Raw genomic sequence first — 19382 nt, 5'->3', positions numbered from 1 at the left:
GAGAATTTTCCGTCGTGCGAATACCCCCACGAGCTGCGAATTGCGTTGTATCTTCGCCCTACGTCGAGCTCACGGCGACCTATCATGCGCGCAAGACAAGCCGAACAGAATCACCCTCGCCCCCCAATCCCGAGGAGATGATGATGGCGCCAAGCGGTACGTGCCGCCTCTACCGACCGGATCCGATCCATGTCGGTGAAGTCGAGCGGTGGGGTCGGGCAGAAGCGAGCGCAACGGCTACTGCGAATCTGGTCGTGGTTTCGGTCCGCGGCGAGGTTGACGCGAGCAATGGCATCGACTTGACGGGTTACGTTGAACGGCACCTCGGCATTGCCGGGACCCTCGTCCTCGACCTGAGCGGGGTGGGGTTCTTCGGTGCCTCAGGTCTCGCCGCCCTTCGAAGGATCGACCTGTGCTGCGACCGCACCCGCTGGCAGCTGGTCGCCAGCGCGGCAGTTCGACGCGCACTTCGCGCCTGCCACGCAGAAGACCTCCCGCAGGCCGAGAGCGTCGCAGCGGCGCAGCGGCAATTCGGAGGACGCACCGAGCAATCCGCCGTGCTGGTTTCTTCCAGCCGCTAGGTGGTTGCTCGGCAACCGCGTCGAGCTGGGGTAACGCCCGCCGATATCGTCGGCTGCGATGACCACCGACCTGCCACCGGCATACTTCCTGCGCGACGGCGCCGATTTCGCCCCCACGACCATCGCAAGGGGGCCGTGGGGATCGTTCATGAGCGGAGTCTTCGTCGGTGGCATCCTCGGCCACGCCGTCGAGCGGGCGGTGATCGGCGACCCCGACCTGCAGCCCGCGCGGCTGACCGTCGACCTGTTGCGGCCCGCCGCGATGACACCCGTCCGCATCCGCACGACGATCGTCCGCCGAGGCCGGCGGCTCGTGCTCGTCGAGGCGGAGATGACGCAGTCCGGCACCGACACCGTGGTGGCCAAGGCGAGCGGGCTCTTCCTCCGCAAGGGCGAACAGCCGCCGGGCACGGTGTGGACGTCACCGGTGGCCATGCCGCCGTTCCCGCCCGAGCCCGACGGACCTGTCGACGCCGCGACGATGCAGATCTGGACCTACGGCAAGGACCCCGACGGCGCCGGCGGCGTCGGGGTGCTTGCCGAATGGCAGCACGACGGGCCGAAGTTCGTCTGGGTGCGCCACGCCAAACCGCTCATCGACGGTGAGCCGATGACGGCGTTCACCCACGCCGCGATGGCTGGTGACTTCGCCAGCTCGCTCACCCACTTCGGCACTGACGGGCTGTACTTCATCAATGCCGACTACACGGTGACGCTGAGCAGGCTGCCCGATGGACCCGACATCGGGTTGGCGGCCGTGACGCACTCCAGCCATGACGGGGTCGCCACCGGAACGGCGGCGATGTTCGATCGCCGCGGGCTGATCGGCACGGCGACCGCCACGGCCCTGGCCAACCCCGGTTTCACGCCAGAGACGGCGGGTTGAGCGCTTAGGTCAGGTACTGCGCGGTCGACCCGGATACCGGCATCTCGGGCATCCCGAGCTTGCGGTGGTCCCAGCTGCGCAGCCGGGTCGGCACGACCCGTACCGCGATCCGGTTGTTCATCATCTGCTCGACGAACGGCTTCATGTCCTCGCTGTACGGACCGGTGTAGCGCTCCCACACGCTGATCCCTACGCGCAGAAGCAGTTCCGGGTCGCTGTCGACGATCTCGGCCTGACCGTCGATCGACACTCCACGCAGCGTGTCGTAGGTCTTCCCGTCCTCGATCATCACCGTGATCGTGGGGTCGCGGCGGAGGTTGACCGCCTTCTGCGACTTGGCCTTGGTCTCGAACCAGACCTCGCCGTCGAGGACGGCGTACCACATCGCGATCAGATGCGGTCGCCCGTTCGGGCCGACGGTGGCCATGGTCGCGGTGCGGCTGTGATCGATGAAGTCGACGATCTCGTCGTCGCCCATGACGATCTTGGAGCGCTCGTTCTTTCCCATCCCGAATCTCTATCAGGCGCCCGCCACGGCCACGGTCACCGGGATGCCGTTGAGCGCCCCGTTTCCGGACGGCTCGTCGAGGAACTCCGGCGGCGACAGCACATTGGTGTTGACTCCAGGGGAGTCGTTGGCGACCGCCATCCGGGTGCCGGGCTTGCCGTGGCCCCAGCCGTGGGGCATCGACACCACGCCCGGTTTGATGGCGTCGGTGACCTCCACCGGTACGTCGATTCGGCCCGCCGACGACGTGACGGTGACGACGTCGCCGTTGGCCACGCCGCGCCGGCCGGCGTCATCGCGGTGCATCAGCAGGGTGCACCGCTCCCTGCCCTTCATCAGCGGCGCGACGTTGTGCAGCCAGGAGTTGTTGGACCGCAGGTGCCTGCGACTGACCAGAACCAACTCGTCGGGCTCGCGGTCGAGACGCGCGGCCAGCCTCGGCAGGTCGTCGAGCAGGTACTGCGGGGCCAAGCGCACCTTGCCGTCGGCGGTGCCAAGAACACCCGGCAGTTGCGGGACCATCGGCCCGTAGTTGATCCCGTCGGGTCGAGCCTTCAGCTTCTCCAGGGTCAGGCCGTCGGGATTCTCGCCGTAACGGTCTCCGAATGGACCGGTGCGCAGAGTCAGGTCCAGCACCCGCTCTGGACCGCCATGGGCGTAGTTGGCCCGGAGCTGCGCGCCGTCGAGTCCCTGGGTGAAGGCCATGTAGTCGAAGAACCCGTCGTCGATCGCGGCGACGTCGACGTCCTCGGCGGGGGTTCCCGTGCACAGCCCCGTGAGCCGGATCAGGATCTCCCACTCCTCGGGGCGGTCGGCATCGGCGGCCTGGAACACCGGCGGCGAGTAGTGCGCGAAGCTGTTCACCGCGAAGTTCAGGATCAGGTCGTCGTGGTGCGGCTGTTCCAGCGGCGAGAGGCCAGGCAGGATGACGTCGGCGTGCCTGGTCGTCTCATTGAGCCAGAGGTCGACGGAGATCATCGCCTCCAACTGGGGCAGCGCCTCGTCGAGCTTGTCGCCGCGTGGCGTGGACAGCACCGGGTTGCCCGCGACGGTGATGAGCGCCTTGATCTGGCCCTCCCCCGGCGTCGCGATCTCCTCGGCCATGCAGGACACCGGTACTTGACCCAGCACTTCCTTGGCGCCGCGGACGCGGGTGCGGAACCGGCCGAATTCGGCGAGCCCGTCCTCGAGGCCGGGCTGCGGCTGCACGGTGATCGACCAGGCCGCAGCCCTCGGGAACATCAGCCCGCCTGGGGCGTCGAAGTGGGCCGTCAGGATGTTGACGACGTCCACCAGCCAGCTGGCCAGGCTGCCGAATTCCTGGTTGCACAAGCCGATTCGGCCGTACACCGCTGCTCGCGGCGTGCTGGCCAATGTGCGGGCCAGTTCTCTGATCCGCTGCGCGGTGATGCCGGTGGCCTCGGCAACGCGTTCCGGTGACCAGTCGCTGGCCACCTCCTGCATCCGCGAAAGGCCGTCGATATAGGGCTCGACGGCGCCGAGCGATACCAGGTCCTCGTCGAACAGCGTGTGCACGACGGCCAGCAGCAGCGCCGCATCGGTCCCGGGGGTGATGGGCAGCCATTCGTCGGCTCGCGCGGCTGTGGCGGTACGGACCGGATCGATGACGATCACCTTGCCGCGCTTGCGGATTCCGTCGATGATGCCCATCACGTCGGGCGCGGCCAACAGCGAACCCTGGGACGCCGCGGGGTTGGCTCCCATGACGACCAGCAGGTCGGTGCGCTGGATGTCGGGCACCGGGAACAGCCACCAGCCGCCGTACATCAGATGCGACGACAGGTTCTTCGGCCACTGATCGATGGTGCCGGGCGAGTAGGTCATCGGCATCCCCGACATGCCTAGCAGCACACCGGCGTAACGCGCCAGCGAGAACGAATGCGCAAGCGGGTTCCCGGTGTAGGCGGTCACTGCGCCGATTCCGTACTTCTCGATCACCGGGGCCAGCAGTTCCGTGCACCGTCTGAATGCCGCGTCCCAGGTGACTTCCTGCCACTCTCCGTCGACCTTGATCATTGGCTGGCGGATGCGGTCGGGGTCCTGATGCACCGCGCCGAGCGTGGCGCCCTTCGGACAGATGTGGCCTGCGCTCCAGGTGTCCTCGCGGTTGCCACGGATACCGGCGACCTTGCCGTCGGCGACCTGAATCTCCAATCCGCACATGGCTTCACACAGTGGGCACGTGTAGAGGTGCAGGCCGTCCTCCCCGATGCCTGCCAACTGCCTGGTGGATCCGCTGGTCATCCGAATGCCTCCCTCGTCCTGCGCCACACGAGCCTTTGTTGTGACACACTGTAACGACTAATCGAGGGTTGAGGGAGCGAACGTGGAGACGAGTTCGGCGACGCCGCGGCACCGCCGCCAGGGGTCGCGCCGAGACCCGTCGATCGACGCCGCGGTGCTGGAGGCCACCCGTCGCCTGCTGGTGGAGCGGGGATACTCGGCGACCACCATCGACCTCATCGCCACCACCGCCGGGGTCAGCAGGCCTGCCATCTACCGCAGGTGGAGTTCGAAGGCGCAGCTCGTCCACGAAGCGGCGTTCCCCGACGTCGGCCCCGGTGTGCCCGCCGACGACTTCGTCGCCGAGATCACGCGGCTCTGCCATGGCGCCATCGCCATGTACGGCGACCCCGTGGTGCGCGAGTCGATACCCGGCCTGCTCGTCGACCTTCGCTCGGACCGCCGGATGCGCCGGGTGCTCAGCGACCGACTCGAGGCCACCGTGCGCGGCCGGCTCGCCGCGAGGCTCGATGACGAGGTGGCCAACGGCGTGGCACGGTCGGTCGTCAGCGCGGACACCGTCCTGGACGTGATCGCCGGCGGCGCCTGGTACGCGGTGTGCGTGCGCCGGGTCAAGGACACCGACCGCGCCGCGCGAGAACTAGCCCTGTTGGTCTTGCGCGGCGTGCTGTCGTAGTCGGGTTCAGGCGGTCTTGCCGAGCATCGGCAGCAGCAACCGGCGGCGGGCACCGATCTCGTCGGCGAAGTGATTGAGCGCAATGGGCAGCGAGCTCGCGATGGTGATCGGATCGTCGTCGGTCAGGCCGAGTGCGTCGACGACTTCGTCGCACGCCACCAGTGCCCACTCGACACCAGTGGCGCCGCAGCGCTCGTCGACGGCGTCCAGCAGTGAACCGCTGTCGCCGCGAAGCGAACGCACTCCGGAAAGGTCGAGCACGAAGGGCTTGTCACCGAGGATGAAGCGGCTCGCATACGCGGTGAGGCGGTCGAGGTTGTCCGGGTGGATGGCGCCGCTGACGCCGACCACGGTGGCCAGTTGACGACAATGCGCGTGGATCTGAGCGCCATCGCAATCGAAGGCGGGGTTTCCGTACCGGAAGGTGGTAGTCATGGGAAGCCTCATTTCGATGATCCGCTCGGTGCGAACCTCGATTCCGAAAGTAGGGCGCAAATCTAAGGCGTCGGGGAGCTGCGTCTAATACTCTGTTAAGAGCGGCTTTTCAGGCCGTAACTGTGGCCCGGGCAACACTGTCGCCATGGTTTGGCGGCGGAAGTTTCGGGTATCCAGCCGGCCCGGTTGCGGCCCCGGTACGCCGCGACGCGGCCCGCTCGCAACCCCCGCGAGATACCCTCTGCGCACTGGTCCCTTTCACGAGATCGTCAGGACATGATTCGAGTCAGCAGAGTGGTGGTGGCGGTCAGCGCCTTGTGCGTGGGGTTGCTCATCGCCGGATGCTCGACCGTCACGCAGGGGCACGCGGTGTCCACCCTCTACGACCCGTTCCGCGCCGGCGGTCTGCCAGCCGAGGACGGCCCAAGCGGCATCCGGGACAACGCACCCCAACCGACCGGAGACGTGCAGGACACCGACGGCGGGGACATCGACAGGTTGACACTGCTGGCCGTCAACGACGTCGCCGATTTCTGGGAGAAGAACTACAGCGCCTCGCTGGACGGCACGTTCACCCCGATCGAGCGCCTGGTGTCCTACGACTCGAATGACCCGTCCAGCCCGGCTGTGTGCGGGACGGAGACCTACCAGGAGCCCAACGCGTTCTACTGCCCGAGCCGCAAGACCATGGCGTGGGACAGGGCCGTCATGGTCCCGACGGGGCGGCAGTTCTTCGGCGACGTCTCGATCGCCGCCCTCATGGCTCACGAGTACGGGCACGCCGTGCAGCACATGGCGGGCATCGTCGACGACTCCACCTCCGTCATCGTCAGCGAGCAGCAGGCCGACTGCTTCGCTGGGACCTACATCCGCTGGGTCGCCGAGGGCCAGTCTCCGCGGTTCTCGCTGAGCACGGGCGACGGTCTCAACCACGTGCTGGCCGCGGTGATCACCCTGCGCGACCCGATCCTTGGCCCCCAGGACACCGAGATGCTCGAGAAGGGCCACGGCACCGCGCTGGACCGGGTCAGCGCCTTCCAGATGGGATTCGTCTCAGGTGCCTCGGAGTGCGCCAAGATCGACCTCGCTGAGATCGAGGCACGGCGCGGCGATCTGCCGATGGCGCTGCCACTCGACCAGACCGGCGACGTGCAGAGCGGCCAGGTGAAGATCGACGAGGACATCGTCGACACCCTGATGGAGGTCCTCGGCCAGGTCTACAACCCGAGTGACGCGCCAAAGCTGTCCTACGACACCGAATCGTGCAAAGACGCGCAGCCCAGCCCGCCGGTGTCCTACTGCCCCGACACCAACACCATCTCCGTCGACCTGCCATCGCTGAAGAAGCTCGGTGAGGCCGCCGACGAATCGAACTACGTGCTGCTGCAGGGCGACAACACTGCGCTGTCGGTCGTGACGTCGCGCTACGCCCTGGCCATGCAGCACGAGAACGGTGACCCCGTCGACACGCCGGTCGCCGCCATGCGGACGGCGTGCCTCACCGGGGTGGCGCAACGGGCGATGGCCGAGCCGATCGAGCTGCCAAGCGGCAAGAGTCTGACGCTCACCGCGGGAGACCTGGACGAAGCCGTGGCCGGGTTGTTGACCAACGGTCTGGCGGGCAGCAACGCAGACGGTCAGACGGTGCCCGCCGGCTTCACCCGCATCGTGGCGTACCGCTCCGGCCTGGGCGGCGACCGCGACCTCTGCTACAAGCGCTTCAAATAGCGTCCACGGAACGCCCCCGAACCACCGGAGAGGCACCCGAACCGGGTGCCCCTCTTCTCATTTCGGCCGGATTGAGCCCATATTCCTTGCCAGACAAGTGATCTACGTCGCTTATTGGTGTTCAACCAACGGCCCTCACACGTCATTGCTGCCAGGTGTCGATCAGATCCTGCCAGCGGAATTAACCCCCTGACCTTGGCGTTTCAAGTACCAGTACGGCAGGTTCGGAAATTCCAAACCCGCCGACAAGGGCTCCGAACCGCGACCCACAGGACACGGATCGACCCACCGAGAGAAGAAAGAAGTACACGCACATGAAGAAGTTCGGATTCACCACCATCGTCGCCAGCGGCCTGATTGCGGGCGTTCTCGGCTTCGCCGCTCCCGCCGCCCAGGCTGCGGTTGGCCCGGTGTCGCCGACCACCATTTCCGCCGGCATCGACCACCACACGTGGCTCGACCAGATCGGCCCGTCCGTCACCGTGCCCCAGGTGGACACCACCGTTCACCAGAGCCGCTGACACTAGCGACACCAAAGAGGGGCACCCGCCAGGGTGCCCCTCTTTTTCATTGCTGGACTAGGCGCCGGCCGACTACGCGCCTGGCAGTCGTCCGAGTTGTTGCAGGACGGAGTAGAGGTTGGCGACTCCCCAGTGCTCGCTGATCTTGCCGTCGCGCACTCGCATGGCGTCGACGGTTTCGAACTGGATCGCTCGGCCGGTGGGCGGGACGCCGAGGAAGTCCCCGAGATGGGTGCCGTGATAGATCTTGTAGGTCGTGACCAGGTCGCCCTCGACCGACTGCCAGCGGATCTCCGGGCGGAAGTCGGGGAACGCGTCACGCAGCCGGGCGTAGAGCACGCGGACACCTGCTTTGTCCGGAGTCGTTCCGGGCTGAGGCGTGTGGTCGACGAAGTCGTCGGCGAACAGTTCGTCGAAGAGGGCGAAATCCCCCTCGCCCTGGACTTTCTCGGTGTTTCTACGAACGATGGCCTTCGCCTCGGTGGCCGCATCGTTGGGGGTACCGGGGTTGCTCACGCGAGTCTCCTTCTGGTGGGTGCTGCTCGAGGGTAGCGAAGGCCCTGATCCCTGCGAACCCACGCAGCCCCCCGATTATTGCTAGAGGAGTGTCGGGCAGCGGTGTTACCGTGAATCCATGTCCGCGACGCACGACGACTACGTGCAGGCCGGGATGCACCTTGCATCCACGGCCGCTTTGTCGTGCGCAGGCACCATCGCATCCATCAAGGAAAACACCGAGCGCAGCTACAGGCAGCCCAGGTGCTTCCGGTCATTCCGCCAAGCTTCCGCCCCGTTCGTGGGCGAGCGCCCCGGCCGGAAGCTTGGGCCTGAAGACAAATCTCATATATCTCTCAGCATTGCTGTTGGCCCTGCTCGGAACGTCGTCTGACGCTCCGGTAGTTCTTTGCACCTAATTGCCGTGCAGCTAAACGACTTCCACTGAAATACCCGGTTTACATGGGCCGATGTGCGGAGCATCATCGTTCTAGCAACACACCCGGACAGATCTGGTGCAACGCGGACTGGATGGCGAATAGTGCTGTCTAGTCGGGACTTTGACAACTACACAGTGGTGGCATCTGCGCTCGTGGCGGAAAGCATGGAAGACGCGTCCGGCTCAAACCCGGATGCCCGGTCTGGGCGTGCAGGTTCGACTCCTGCCGAGCGCACTTGGACGCGTCACGCGTCCGTGGCGGAACTCGAAGACGTGCCGGATTCAGGCTCTGGTGCCCGTGGTCGGGCGTGCAGGTTCGACTCCTGCCGGACGTACACGACAGCGGGTCGTTGGTGAAATCGCGTATCACTCTCGGCTTTTACCCTTGAGTTCCGGGTTCGAGTCCCGGGCGGCCCACACACCACCGGCGCCGTTAGCTGAGTTGGAATAGCACTGGATTCTTAATCCGGGGACGGGGGATCGAAACCCTCACGGCGCACCGCATTCCCCGGGGGCACGCCAAACACCTTGCGCGGTAGGACAGTTCGGAAGTCCGCCGGGCTCATAACCCGGAAGTCGCAGGTTCAAATCCTGTCCGCGCAACCATGTTTCATACCCGCACATACGGAAAGGAGGTACGCAGACATGGCCATCCTGACGCCTGACCTCAACGTCGAGGTCTACAACGCCGACTACCGCGCACTTCCCCAGATTCCGTGGCAACCAGGCGGTCCGGCTGATCTTGCGGCGTGAGGTGCACGTCATCGGCGTGCGCAACCCCGCCGTGCACGTTCACAGCCCGTCACTGGTGATCGAGTTGCCGGCATCGGTCGCACTGCGGAAATACGTATACCCCTTACAAGCCGCACACCCGGGCCACCCGCGACGGGGTGTTGAGCCGTGACGGACACACCTGCGCCTACTGCGTCGGTCGTGCCGACACCGTGGACCACCTCCTGCCCCGTTCACGAGGCCGCGGCGACACGTGGTTCAACCTGGTGGCGGCGTGCCAGTCATGTAACGGTCTCAAGGGCAACCGGACGCCGCAGGAAGCCAGGATGGCCCTGGTCCGCGAGCCGTTCGAGCCGAGGGAGCGCGACAAATTCCGGTATGCGCCTGTGCTGGAGCGAATTTGATCCGCTGCGAGGGGCCCGGCAGCAGCACGGCCGGGTCCCTCACACCTGCTCTTTCAATCCCCGGTCGGTTAACCGGTAAACCGGCGGACTGTTAATCCGCGACTGTAGGTTCGACTCCTGCCCGGGGAGCCTGGGAGATGCCCGGCGTGTGAGGCGAATATGGTTCGTCGGCGAAACATCGTGCCTCGTGGGGTAATCGGTAGCCCACCGGATTTTGGTTCCGGGGAGTTCAGGTTCGAGTCCTGACGAGGCAGCGCAGTAGCAAGTCCCGTTCGGATATGGGTTGTCTTCTGCCCTTTCAAGGCGGCGGAGCGGGTTCGAGTCCCGCGCGGGGCGCCGGTGCCCGGTAGCTCAGTTGGTTGAGAGCGCCGCTCTGATATGGCGGAGGCCGGAGGTTCAATTCCTCCCCGGACAACCAGATGTTGCGTAGCTCCGTCGGTGAGAGTATCCGCCTGTCGAGCGCTGTTCCGGAGCGGCTATTAGGAAGAATGGCTCGATGCAGGTTCTCGACACGATTGCGACGGTTCTCCTGTTCATCGTGCTGATCGGGGGGGTGTGGTTGTCCATTTATCTCGGCGCAACGAGTTTCATGCTCAGCGACAGCGGCGCACCGGGAATCGCAATCATCGGCGTGGTTCTGGCGGTCGTCGGGATACCGCTGTCGGTGATAGCCGTGTAGGTCATCGCCGTGATTCGCGCCTGGCACGCGGACGGCTCCACGTTCTACTACCCGCTGGTCGCGTTCGTCGTGGGCACGGTGTTGGCTGCGTTGGTAATGGGTGTAGCCATGGGGATCGTTCAACTCGGCCTTCGACTTCACGGAACCGACGAGGAGCGCCGTCGGGACGACAAGGGCAAGCAACCGCGCGACGCGGGAGGCTCGGCAGAACCGGAGGTCCGTCCTGTGGCTGAGCCCGTCGAGACGGCGACGACATCTGCCCCACCCAGAGTGCTCGGCTTCGAGACGACGCACGAATTCCGGGATGGGTCTCCCTTCGTGGAACTCGGTATCGAACGAGAAACAGGTCGCCGATATCTGAAAACCCCGATGTCCCAACGCAACGGGGAATGGGAGGAGTACTACGGCATCGACCTTCCGGAATACGAGACGTTCGCCGCTGACGCCACGGAGGCACACGGGTTCGCTACCGAGTGCCGCCGCCAAGAACACCCCGACCGATGGCTGTTCTGGCCCGGGGCCCGGGCGCCCGATCCAATCACCATCGACCGGACGCGTCTGGCCAAGAAGCGAGCGATCTTGCTGACCGATCACCCCACCAATTCCTCGAGCGTCCCCGTCGAGGGCCTTCCCGTCGGAACCCCGTTCGTCCAGATCGTGGGCAGCGCCGTTGATCTCGATGGCAATGTGCAGGCCCGATTACCGGCAGTGGACAGCCCGATCGTCTCCATCGCTGCCGACCAGCTGGGCCTGTAACTCGCACCTCGGGAGGCGTGGCAGAACGGTAATGCAGCTCGTTGCTAACGAGCCGCCGCGTCACTCGCGGCTGGGGGTTCGAATCCCTCCGCCCCCAAAGCCCCTGTAGCACAACGGATAGCGCATCGGTTTCCGGAACCGGCGGTTGCAGGTTCGATTCCTGCCAGGGGCGCCGTGCGACCTGCCACACCTCTGTAGCTCAAGGGATAGAGCGCCAGTTTACGAAGCTGTGGATGGGAGTTCGAATCTCTTCAGGGGTACCAATCGCAGCACGCATGGCCCGCGTAGCTCAACAGGACAGAGCACCGGTCTCCTACACCGGACTTCGTGTGGGTTCGAGTCCCGCCGTGGGCACCGTGATGCCACCGCCGGATTAGCTCAACGGGAAAGAGCTCCTGTCTCGTAAACAGGTGGCGCGGGTTCGAGTCCTGCATCCGGCTCCACCCCAGCACCTTTCGCCTCCGTAGCTCAAATGGACAGAGCTGCGAGCTTCTACCTCGCGCGATGTGGGTTCAAGTCCCGCCGGGGGGCACGTGGTGCTGCCACCTAGCGGCGGGATTGCGTGGCTGTGAGCGCGAGCGAGTACGCGGCGGTCGAGGTGAAGTCCAAAGCTGGCTCGACGGTCTGCCAGGCACCGACATCGTCGACGTAGCGTGCGCCATGTCCGTCGAATTCGCTGAACGTGGTGCCCTCGGGGCCGGCGAACGAGCACTCCTTCATCGTGTCGAATCGATTGAGTTCTTTGAGGAGGTCGGCGGCATTCGGGCCGTTGACGACCGCGCCGACCAGTGGACCGCCGCCGGCGAGGTTGGCTACCTGGTGTTCTGGGCACCGGGGTGACACGGCGCCGGCACCGATGACGAAACTGGTGCCCCACGCGTTGGCACCCAGGACCCACGAGCGCTGCTCAGAGGCGAAGCGCGCGTAGCGATCGTCACCGGAGACGCGCTCGTAAAGGGTTGCCGTGGTGGCCAATCCGAACGCGTGCGGTACGGAGTCGAAGCCGGTCTGGTCAGCACCCGCCCCGAACGGATCGGTCTTCGCGTTGGCCATCCCGTCGTCGAGTTGCCGGCGCAGGTCGGCCACGAGCGCCAGCGAGTCAGGGGTGTGCATGGCGATCAGCTCGGCGTGGCCGAGAGCGCTCACGTCGCCGAGTTCGAGGGTGCCCTTCTGCTCGCCAGCCAAATAGCGTGCCGCCCAACGACTGCCTTGTGCCACCCAGTCCGCGGCGCGGCCGTCCTCGAACCGAAAGGCTGCGCGGGCGAGTTCGGCGGCGGCGAACTCCATGTCGTCGTTTCCCGATCCCTCCGGGTAGAACTCGGCCGGAAAGGCCGCGACGATCTCCGGATCGTCGGACGTGTCGGCCGCTCCGTAGATCGCTGCGGCCCGCTCCAGCCAGAGTCGGGCATCCCGCGGGTCCCGGGTCGTCTGCGCAGCGAGCGCGAACGCCGCAGCGACGCGGCCCGCGAGATTGAGCGGCACCGCATCGCCCGCCTCATTGGCGGCGAACACCGGGCGGTGCGCAAGCCACCAACGCGGATCACCCTCGGCCGCGGTCTCCGCGTCGTCCGACTCGGGCAGTCGCCAGACGTCGTGGTCGCTGATGACGTCGTCGTTGCCCACCCCGGTGCCGACCTGGGCATAGAGCACCCCGGTTTTCGGGTCCCACATCTTCGTCAACCACGACAGTCCGTGCAGCGCTTCGGCGGCCAGGCCGGGCGTCACTCCGAGGCCCGCCTCCATCTCGGTGCGCTGGGCAAGCAGGAGATCGGCGGTGGCGTACGCGGTCGTCCCGGTGAACTTCAGGAAGTCACCGGCGTCGAACCAGCCGCCCTCGACGTCGACGGTGGTCCCGGTCGGCACGAGGTCTCCTGTCAACACGGTGCCATCGTCGGTGAACGTAGGAGCCTCATAGATGGCCGCCGTGTTGTCGTTCAGATGTGACGGCTTGCGGCTCTGCACCGAGGCGATGACGTCGGCGCCGTCGCGTTGGGCTCGGAAGAACTGGACGTTCTGGGTCAGTAACGGCAACGCGAGCGCAGCTGCTGAGTCGATGCGGATGGTCGCGGCTGAGGCGTTCACCCCGTCGACCGTGAGCGTGTAGGTCCCCGGTGTGGTGACGGCGGTGAAGTCGACCGGGTACACGGACGGATAGCGCGCGTTCCATGCGCCGCGGCTGGCACCCAGCCTTCCGGTCACTACGGGTTTCCCTTGAGCGTCTCGAAGGGTGAAACCGTTGTCGCCCAGTGTGTTATCCCCCATCACGTACGCGGTTTTCGTCTCTCCCGAGATATAGCCGACCTGATCGAACCGCAGCACCGCGTGCACGTCGGTTCCTTCGGTCGGTGCCGTGGACTGCGGGCCTGAGCATGCCGCCAAGATCGCGGCCGCGAGCACGACGGCGGCACAGGCGGCGGCAGGCCGCCGGTGGACACGACGTGTTGTCATGCGTTGAGAATGCCGGATCGCCGAGGCGGGCAACGCGTGTACCCGGGCCGAACTGGGGACCTCGTCCACCCGGGCCGCCGCAGCAGCCTTACTCACAGCAGCCTTACGACCCACAGCGGCGGGAAGGCTGGCGCCGCTCCCTCGCGTCGGCTCGAGCGTTCCAGATGACCGCGGCAACCTCTGGTTGCCGGCGAGTGGTGCCGATCCGTGGGAATACGACGTCCTGGGCGCGGCCTGCGCCGCACGCCGCTGCGCCGACGAGTTGCTCGCCCTGCGCGCAGAGATGAAAGGGAGCGTTCGGTCCGGTCAGCGTGCTGGCGTCAAGGTCGGAACTGACACGACCGACCTGACGAGCTTCACTCCGAACGCTGCGACCACCGTGCTCGCGGCCGAGCCTCACTGACCGGCAGAGAGGAAGAACTCGTAGTCAGCGGCCAGCTCCTCGAGGCGATCGAGGCGCTTCTGGGTGCCTTCGCCGTCGTGATCGGCGATGAGTTCCAGCAGCGCCGCAGCCATCTGCAGGGGCGCAACTTGGGAGTCGAAGACGAAATCCGGGTCAACCGGCGCAGGTAGCACGAAGTCGGCCAGAGGCGACAGTGGGCTGAGTGCGGAGTCGACAAGCAGGATCACCTTCAGTCCCTCTGCGCGCGCGGCACGAACGGTCAACAGCGCCTGGGTGGGGTAACGCGGCATCACGATGACCAGCAACGCGGTGGCGCCAGCCATCCGCGCCTGCGCGATCTTCTCGACCATATGACTGTCGCTCCCCCACAACGCCATCACCGACGGATGGATTTTGGAGGCGAAGAAGGAGAACCACGATGCGATGGGAACCGAGCCGCGGAATCCACATACCGGCATCGGCTTTGACGCGGCCAATGTCGCGGCGGCCTCGCGCAGCACTGACAGGTCAGCCAACTGCTCACGCAGGAAGGTCAGGCTCTCGATACTGTGCTCGACAGCTAGCTGCAGGCGGTTGAGTCCAGCGCCGGTATCCGGGGGCCGTGACCGAGGTGTGAGCACCACGTCACGCACTGCCTCGATCATGGCGCCGTAGCCGCTGAACCCGACCGCCGTGGCGAAGCGGGTGACCGACGGCTGGCTCACGCCGACCCGGGACGCCAGCTCGACGCTGGAGAGGAACGCGACCTGCGGGCCATGATCGCCGATGTAGCGGGCGATACGTCGCTGGACCGGCGTGAGCACCCCCGACCGAATACGGTCGACGAACAGGTCGTCGACCGTCGCGGCCGACGGCACGGATTTCGCGGTATCGAGCCCGGGCTCGCTCTGGCTCTCGTCCACGGATCCGGGCGTGGCCGACCTAGGCAACGGCGAGCTCGACGATTGCGCCCTGCTTCAGCCAGGTCTCGAGGCCTACCAGACGCATTTCCAGTGCGCCGCTTACGATTTCGCCGATGTATGAGATTTGAAGGGGCTCGTCGGCAGTGTCGTCGCCGTACACGATGCAGAACTGCTGACGTGGGCTGTAGAAGCAGACAGCACCAGTGGCTTCGCCCTTTTCCGCACGACGCATCTGACCCACCTCCTCGGTGCGATACATGTTCTCCCACGGCGCGACAACCGGCAACGTGAAGAACACCATGTCGCCGATCAGCTTGCCGTGCTGCAAGGTGGTCTTCATCGGCAGCTTGTCGCGCAGGGTCTTTGCCAGGTTGGGCACCTTGTCTTCCCAGACGTTGATCCGGCAGACGTCTTTTCCGGCGACGATGAATTTCAGTTCCATACGGGTGATGACCTTTCGGGGTTTGACGGGTTTGAGAGCGACTCAGTTCGCGGTGCGGTCTTTCCTCGGAAAGGCGTTGCCGAGCGCCCACGGGTAGACCGCATCGACAGTCATGTGTAGGCGGTTGGCGTAGGAGATCGCCGCCGAGCAGAGCCGGTGCAAATCGTCCAGCGACTCGGTGCTGCCGGCGACCTCGACGAACTTGTGGATCACCGACGCGGCGTGGGGAAGCCCGACGAAGTCGAAGAAATCGGCCTTATAGCCGATGATCTGCCTGATGATCGACTGAAGCGTCGCCAGATCCGAGGATTCGATCTCGCAGACCTGGATCAGGCCCCACAGCATCTCGTCAGACAGGGTGCGCGCCTCGCCCTCCGCGAACATCAGCGTGGACAGGTACTGCCCGCGAGCGCCCGTGCCGCGGGGCACCTCACCTCGCCCGAGGGCGGACACCTCGTCGGGAATGGTCAGCCAGATGGCTTCCCGCTCCGCCTCGAGCGTCGCGATCATTTCATCGACTGCTACCGACATGACATTCCTTTCGTAGGGTTCTTGCTGATGTCGAGCCCCGTCAGAGCACGGCTTGCAGGAAGCTGCGCGTGCGAGGGTGTTGCGGGTTGTCCAGGACATCGGTCGCCGAGCCGTACTCGACAATTTGGCCGTCATCCATGAACGTCACAGAGCTGGCGATCTCGCGAGCGAACGCGATCTCATGAGTGACGACGATCATGGTCATCCCCGTCCCGGCGAGGTCGCGCATCACCGAGAGCACCTCACCGACGAGCTCAGGGTCGAGGGCGCTGGTGGGTTCGTCGAAAAGGATCAGGCGGGGCTCCATTGCCAGCGCCCTCGCGATTGCCACGCGCTGCTGCTGGCCGCCGGAGAGCTGTGATGGGTAGTGGTCGGTACGGCTTGCCAGGCCCACGCGGTCCAGCAACTCCCTCGCCCGCGCCCGGGCCTGGGCGCGCGGGGTGTTGCGCACCGTCATGGGCGCACACATCACGTTCTCAATGGCCGTCATATGCGGAAAAAGGTTGAAGCGTTGGAACACCATGCCGATGCGGTCGCGGTTGCGCGCGACCTGTCGTTCACGCAACTCGACGACGTGCCCGCCGCGCACCTCGTGGCCGATGAGCGAACCGTCGACGACGATCACCCCGGCATCGACGGGCTCCAGGTGGTTGATACATCGCAGCAGGGTCGATTTGCCCGAGCCAGATGGTCCGACCAGGCAGGCAACCCCACCTTCTTCCACCGACCAGTCGATACCGCGTAGCACCTCGTTGGCACCGTAGGACTTGCAAACACCGCGGGCTTCCACCATCAACCGACTCATGCCTGCACCACTTCCTGGGCCGCCCGGAGCGCACGGCCGGGCACACCCTTTGAGAATCGGCGTTCGAGAAAAGTCTGGCCAAATGACAGGAGCGTCGTCAGCAGCAGATACCAGAGACTCACGACGATGAGCAGCGGGATGGTCTCGAAGTTGTGGCCGTAGATCGCCTGCGCCGAGTACAGCAGGTCGGACAGTGCGATCACGCTCACCAGGGAGGTCAGCTTGAGCATGCCGATCACTTGGTTGCCCGTCGGCGGCACAATCACCCGCATCGCCTGCGGCAGCACCACCTTGCGCATCACCTGCGGGTAGGTCATGGCAAGTGCCCGAGCAGCTTCGATCTGCCCGCTTTCCACCGAACTCAGTCCGCCCCGGACGATCTCGGCCATGTAGGCAGCCTCGTTGAGTCCTAGTCCGAGCAAAGCGGCGACATACGGCGTGATGATGGCGTTGGCCGAGCCGGTGAAGAACACCGGCCCTCCGAACGGCACGCCCAACGACAGCGTCGGGTAAAGCGCCGCGAGGTTGTACCAGAAGATGAGTTGCACCAACACCGGCGTACCGCGAAAGAACCAGATATAGGTGTGCGCGGCCCATGCCACCAGAGGGTTGGCCGACATCCGCATGAGGGCCAACAGGACGCCGCCGACGATGCCTACCGCCATCGCGACTGCCGTCATCCACAGCGTGAGCATGAGACCGTCGAGGATGGCGCGGTCGAACAGGTAGCGCCACACGGTGGCCCAACCGATGTTCTGGTTGTTGACCAAGCTGTAGGCGACGCTTGCGGTTACCAGCAAAACGAATGCACCGGCGACCCAGCGCAGCGCACGTGTGGGCCGCTTGACCCGCAGGCCGGCTATCTGGGCGGCGTCGACGCGTGGCCGGCTGGATCCGCCCACGCCTCTCGACGCGGAGCGGGTGATCGGGGTCTGCCCAAAGCTCGGCGGCATGACGACCACCGATCAGGGCGTCGGCGTCGGGATGGGGTTACTGGCAGCCACGTTGATACCGGGCTCAGTCAGCATCAGGTCCGGCAGGCCCCACTTTTTCATTATCTTCTCGTACGTGCCGTCGGCGACGATCGCCTTCAGAGCCGCCAAGAAGGCTTGCTGTAGCTGGGTGTCTTCCTTGTTGAAGATCATTCCGTTGTAGTACTTCTGCAGCAGCGGGTTGGTCACCAGTCGCAGCGGCTTGGGGGCGGCCTTCTGCAGAGCATCGGCGGCCGCGTAATCGTTGAGCACAAAGTCGACGCGGCCGGAGTACAGCGCAAGCAGCGCGGCGTCGCCGGACGGGAACTGCTGCACGTCAACAGGTTCCTTGCCGTTTTTGGTGCAGTGCGGGTTGATCGTCGACTGCAACTGCTCAGCCAAATCGAGGCCCTGCTGCACCGCGGTTTTCAGACCGCAGAGGGTGAGCGGGTCTGATGTGATCGACGTGTTCGACTCAAGCATGTAGACGGCGCCGGTCGCGTAGGCATCATCGACGAACGTGACCACCTTCTCGCGATCCAGATTGTCCGAGAAACACGACATCGCCATATCGAAACGCTTGCTCTGCACCGCGGGGATCAGCCCGTCGAAGGCGACAGAGCTGTCCTCTATCTTGATGCCAAGTCTGTCCGCCATCGCGTGGTACAGGTCCGGCTCGTAGCCGACGATCGCCTTGCCCTCGAGGGACTCACACGGCGGGTACTCGGCGTCGGTGCCCAACGTGACGACCCCGGATTTCTGGATGTCCTCCGGCAACATCGCGTGCAGTTCGCTTGAGGCACCCCCTGTCGACGCGGGCGAGCCCCCGGTCGACGAGTCGCCGCCCGATCCGCAGGCGGTGAGCATCGTCGCCAGGCCGGCGGCGGCGAAGGCAGCCGTAAGCATCGTGGGGCAGGTGGAACGGGTCATGTGAGGTCTCCATCTGTGCTGCCAGCTTTGCGAAGCGCATCAGCGACCAAGGCCGCCACCGACACCCTTTGCCCGTTGAATCGCTCCATTAGATGGAGCGGCTTGAAGTATTCAATGCAACAGAGGATGCCATTGAAATTTGTCATTCATGTTTCGGACGGGTGTCATCCGTGTACCCAAGCAATCTGCCAACTCATCCGACTCCCCCGCCTCGATTCGCTTCAGCTCCGCGACGGACGACTGCGTGAGTTGCCCAGCCCGCCAGTGGAAATCGCTGCGCCCGGGGGCGCGACCGGCGGCTGGCAGTGCGGCCGCCGCTTCCGCGGGGCCGCGCACGCTGCGGGCGGTGGAGGAGGTAGACATGATTCGCAGCACCCGATCGCACGCTGTTGCCGAAGCCCAAAGACAGCACTGACACGAAAATATGGTGACCCCGAGCAGGTGACCAGTGATCGATCGCAGGTTGCTGGCTATGCGGTGTCGGCCAGTGGTGCGAGCATGACGGTGTAGCCGAGCGCTTCGAGTTGGCTGACCGCGCGTGCTTTGGCCTTCGCTGGTTTACGCAGGGTGTAGTAGTCGATCCCGCGTTCACGGTAGAACGCTCCGTCGGTGAGCATGTTCCACGCGGTGATGATCATGGCGTGTTCGACGGCGACAAGTGCGCGCATCGGTCCGCGCCGAGCTCTGATCCGTTGGTACTTCGCGCAGAAGTAGGTGTTCTTCGACCGTGCCGCTGACATCGCCGAAACGCCAAGTGAACCCTTGAGATACGGATTGCCCGGACGTGTCCTCGTCGACTTGACTCGGCCAGCGGATTGGTTGGAGCCCGGTGAAACTCCGGCCCA

20 protein-coding genes and 15 tRNA genes are annotated in these 19382 nt (G+C 65.4%); 23 read left to right on the top strand and 12 right to left on the bottom strand.

The window, feature by feature from the left end:
* Nucleotides 1-143 precede the first annotated feature (143 nt).
* Both HNP02_RS15715 and HNP02_RS15710 read left to right on the top strand, forming a co-directional pair.
* Entirely contained in the window at nucleotides 144-581 is a 438-nt protein-coding gene (locus tag HNP02_RS15715) for an STAS domain-containing protein (RefSeq protein WP_184439996.1), read from the top strand.
* A 58-nt stretch (nucleotides 582-639) separates the two neighbouring features.
* Entirely contained in the window at nucleotides 640-1467 is an 828-nt protein-coding gene (locus HNP02_RS15710) for a thioesterase family protein (protein ID WP_184439994.1), read from the top strand.
* A gap of 4 nt (nucleotides 1468-1471) precedes the next feature.
* On the opposite strand, the gene HNP02_RS15705 is transcribed toward HNP02_RS15710, so the two are convergent.
* Nucleotides 1472-1975, bottom strand: coding sequence for a pyridoxamine 5'-phosphate oxidase family protein (locus HNP02_RS15705; protein WP_184439992.1), 504 nt, complete (start codon nucleotides 1973-1975; stop codon nucleotides 1472-1474).
* A gap of 12 nt (nucleotides 1976-1987) precedes the next feature.
* A complete protein-coding gene (locus HNP02_RS15700; protein WP_184439990.1) occupies nucleotides 1988-4240 on the bottom strand; it encodes a molybdopterin-dependent oxidoreductase in 2253 nt (750 codons plus the stop codon).
* Between the two features lie 82 nt (nucleotides 4241-4322).
* On the opposite strand from HNP02_RS15700, the gene HNP02_RS15695 reads away from it, so the two are divergent.
* The gene (locus HNP02_RS15695) at nucleotides 4323-4916 is read left to right on the top strand and encodes a TetR/AcrR family transcriptional regulator (protein WP_184439988.1); all 594 of its coding nucleotides are present in this window, start codon (nucleotides 4323-4325) and stop codon (nucleotides 4914-4916) included.
* 6 nt (nucleotides 4917-4922) lie between these two features.
* Here HNP02_RS15695 and HNP02_RS15690 read toward each other — a convergent pair whose 3' ends face one another.
* Complete coding sequence (locus HNP02_RS15690) at nucleotides 4923-5351, bottom strand: anti-anti-sigma factor (protein WP_184439986.1); 429 nt, start codon at nucleotides 5349-5351, stop codon at nucleotides 4923-4925.
* Between the two features lie 276 nt (nucleotides 5352-5627).
* Between HNP02_RS15690 and HNP02_RS15685 the strand changes: the two genes are divergently transcribed.
* Both HNP02_RS15685 and HNP02_RS15680 read left to right on the top strand, forming a co-directional pair.
* The gene (locus HNP02_RS15685) at nucleotides 5628-7079 is read left to right on the top strand and encodes a neutral zinc metallopeptidase (protein ID WP_184439984.1); all 1452 of its coding nucleotides are present in this window, start codon (nucleotides 5628-5630) and stop codon (nucleotides 7077-7079) included.
* Between the two features lie 314 nt (nucleotides 7080-7393).
* Nucleotides 7394-7600, top strand: coding sequence for a hypothetical protein (locus tag HNP02_RS15680; protein ID WP_184439982.1), 207 nt, complete (start codon nucleotides 7394-7396; stop codon nucleotides 7598-7600).
* A gap of 72 nt (nucleotides 7601-7672) precedes the next feature.
* Here the strand turns inward: HNP02_RS15680 and HNP02_RS15675 are convergent, their stop codons facing one another.
* A complete protein-coding gene (locus tag HNP02_RS15675; RefSeq protein WP_184439981.1) occupies nucleotides 7673-8116 on the bottom strand; it encodes an ester cyclase in 444 nt (147 codons plus the stop codon).
* A gap of 565 nt (nucleotides 8117-8681) precedes the next feature.
* On the opposite strand from HNP02_RS15675, the gene HNP02_RS15670 reads away from it, so the two are divergent.
* The 18 genes from HNP02_RS15670 to HNP02_RS15585 all read left to right on the top strand — a co-directional run bounded on the left by HNP02_RS15670 (nucleotide 8682) and on the right by HNP02_RS15585 (nucleotide 11637).
* Nucleotides 8682-8769: transfer RNA gene (locus HNP02_RS15670), tRNA-Leu, on the top strand.
* 14 nt (nucleotides 8770-8783) lie between these two features.
* Nucleotides 8784-8869, top strand: a tRNA-Leu gene (locus tag HNP02_RS15665).
* Nucleotides 8870-8878: 9 nt separating this feature from the next.
* Nucleotides 8879-8951, top strand: a tRNA-Lys gene (locus tag HNP02_RS15660).
* A 10-nt stretch (nucleotides 8952-8961) separates the two neighbouring features.
* Nucleotides 8962-9033: transfer RNA gene (locus HNP02_RS15655), tRNA-Lys, on the top strand.
* A 30-nt stretch (nucleotides 9034-9063) separates the two neighbouring features.
* A tRNA-Met gene (locus HNP02_RS15650) sits at nucleotides 9064-9140 on the top strand.
* Nucleotides 9141-9424: 284 nt separating this feature from the next.
* On the top strand, nucleotides 9425-9670 hold the full coding sequence (locus HNP02_RS42740) for an HNH endonuclease (RefSeq protein ID WP_309241573.1): 246 nt from the start codon (nucleotides 9425-9427) through the stop codon (nucleotides 9668-9670).
* Between the two features lie 57 nt (nucleotides 9671-9727).
* Nucleotides 9728-9799 (top strand) — tRNA-Asn (locus HNP02_RS15640).
* A 52-nt stretch (nucleotides 9800-9851) separates the two neighbouring features.
* Nucleotides 9852-9924 (top strand) — tRNA-Gln (locus HNP02_RS15635).
* 11 nt (nucleotides 9925-9935) lie between these two features.
* Nucleotides 9936-10006, top strand: a tRNA-Glu gene (locus HNP02_RS15630).
* A gap of 4 nt (nucleotides 10007-10010) precedes the next feature.
* Nucleotides 10011-10088: transfer RNA gene (locus tag HNP02_RS15625), tRNA-Ile, on the top strand.
* A gap of 78 nt (nucleotides 10089-10166) precedes the next feature.
* Nucleotides 10167-10349, top strand: coding sequence for a hypothetical protein (locus HNP02_RS15620; RefSeq protein ID WP_184439979.1), 183 nt, complete (start codon nucleotides 10167-10169; stop codon nucleotides 10347-10349).
* 9 nt (nucleotides 10350-10358) lie between these two features.
* Entirely contained in the window at nucleotides 10359-11105 is a 747-nt protein-coding gene (locus HNP02_RS15615) for a hypothetical protein (protein WP_184439977.1), read from the top strand.
* A gap of 10 nt (nucleotides 11106-11115) precedes the next feature.
* Nucleotides 11116-11202, top strand: a tRNA-Ser gene (locus tag HNP02_RS15610).
* A 2-nt stretch (nucleotides 11203-11204) separates the two neighbouring features.
* Nucleotides 11205-11277 (top strand) — tRNA-Arg (locus tag HNP02_RS15605).
* A gap of 16 nt (nucleotides 11278-11293) precedes the next feature.
* Nucleotides 11294-11368 (top strand) — tRNA-Arg (locus HNP02_RS15600).
* Between the two features lie 15 nt (nucleotides 11369-11383).
* Nucleotides 11384-11459 (top strand) — tRNA-Arg (locus HNP02_RS15595).
* Between the two features lie 13 nt (nucleotides 11460-11472).
* Nucleotides 11473-11548, top strand: a tRNA-Thr gene (locus HNP02_RS15590).
* Between the two features lie 14 nt (nucleotides 11549-11562).
* Nucleotides 11563-11637, top strand: a tRNA-Arg gene (locus tag HNP02_RS15585).
* Between the two features lie 14 nt (nucleotides 11638-11651).
* Here the strand turns inward: HNP02_RS15585 and HNP02_RS15580 are convergent.
* From HNP02_RS15580 to HNP02_RS15545, 8 genes are all read right to left on the bottom strand, one after another.
* Nucleotides 11652-13553, bottom strand: a complete 1902-nt coding sequence (locus HNP02_RS15580; protein ID WP_184439975.1) for a glycoside hydrolase family 9 protein — start codon at nucleotides 13551-13553, stop codon at nucleotides 11652-11654.
* Between the two features lie 396 nt (nucleotides 13554-13949).
* Nucleotides 13950-14858, bottom strand: coding sequence for a MurR/RpiR family transcriptional regulator (locus HNP02_RS15575; RefSeq protein ID WP_184439973.1), 909 nt, complete (start codon nucleotides 14856-14858; stop codon nucleotides 13950-13952).
* A 19-nt stretch (nucleotides 14859-14877) separates the two neighbouring features.
* The gene (locus HNP02_RS15570; protein WP_184439971.1) at nucleotides 14878-15300 is read right to left on the bottom strand and encodes a cyclophilin-like fold protein; all 423 of its coding nucleotides are present in this window, start codon (nucleotides 15298-15300) and stop codon (nucleotides 14878-14880) included.
* Nucleotides 15301-15342: 42 nt separating this feature from the next.
* Nucleotides 15343-15831, bottom strand: coding sequence for a hypothetical protein (locus HNP02_RS15565; RefSeq protein ID WP_184439969.1), 489 nt, complete (start codon nucleotides 15829-15831; stop codon nucleotides 15343-15345).
* A 40-nt stretch (nucleotides 15832-15871) separates the two neighbouring features.
* Nucleotides 15872-16636, bottom strand: a complete 765-nt coding sequence (locus HNP02_RS15560; protein ID WP_304611004.1) for an amino acid ABC transporter ATP-binding protein — start codon at nucleotides 16634-16636, stop codon at nucleotides 15872-15874.
* On the bottom strand, nucleotides 16633-17589 hold the full coding sequence (locus tag HNP02_RS15555; RefSeq protein ID WP_184439966.1) for an amino acid ABC transporter permease: 957 nt from the start codon (nucleotides 17587-17589) through the stop codon (nucleotides 16633-16635). The genes HNP02_RS15560 and HNP02_RS15555 overlap by 4 nt, the downstream gene beginning before the upstream one ends.
* Nucleotides 17590-17601: 12 nt before the next feature.
* On the bottom strand, nucleotides 17602-18537 hold the full coding sequence (locus HNP02_RS15550; protein WP_184439964.1) for an ABC transporter substrate-binding protein: 936 nt from the start codon (nucleotides 18535-18537) through the stop codon (nucleotides 17602-17604).
* Nucleotides 18538-19007: 470 nt separating this feature from the next.
* Nucleotides 19008-19382, bottom strand: a 375-nt coding sequence (locus tag HNP02_RS15545; RefSeq protein WP_184439961.1) for a transposase, incomplete at its 5' end; no start/stop codon positions are given.

It is taken from the genome of Mycobacterium sp. AZCC_0083, from assembly GCF_014202335.1.
In the GTDB taxonomy this organism is placed as follows: Bacteria; Actinomycetota; Actinomycetes; order Mycobacteriales; family Mycobacteriaceae; genus Mycobacterium.
This window is presented reverse-complemented; position numbering and strand designations above follow the sequence as displayed.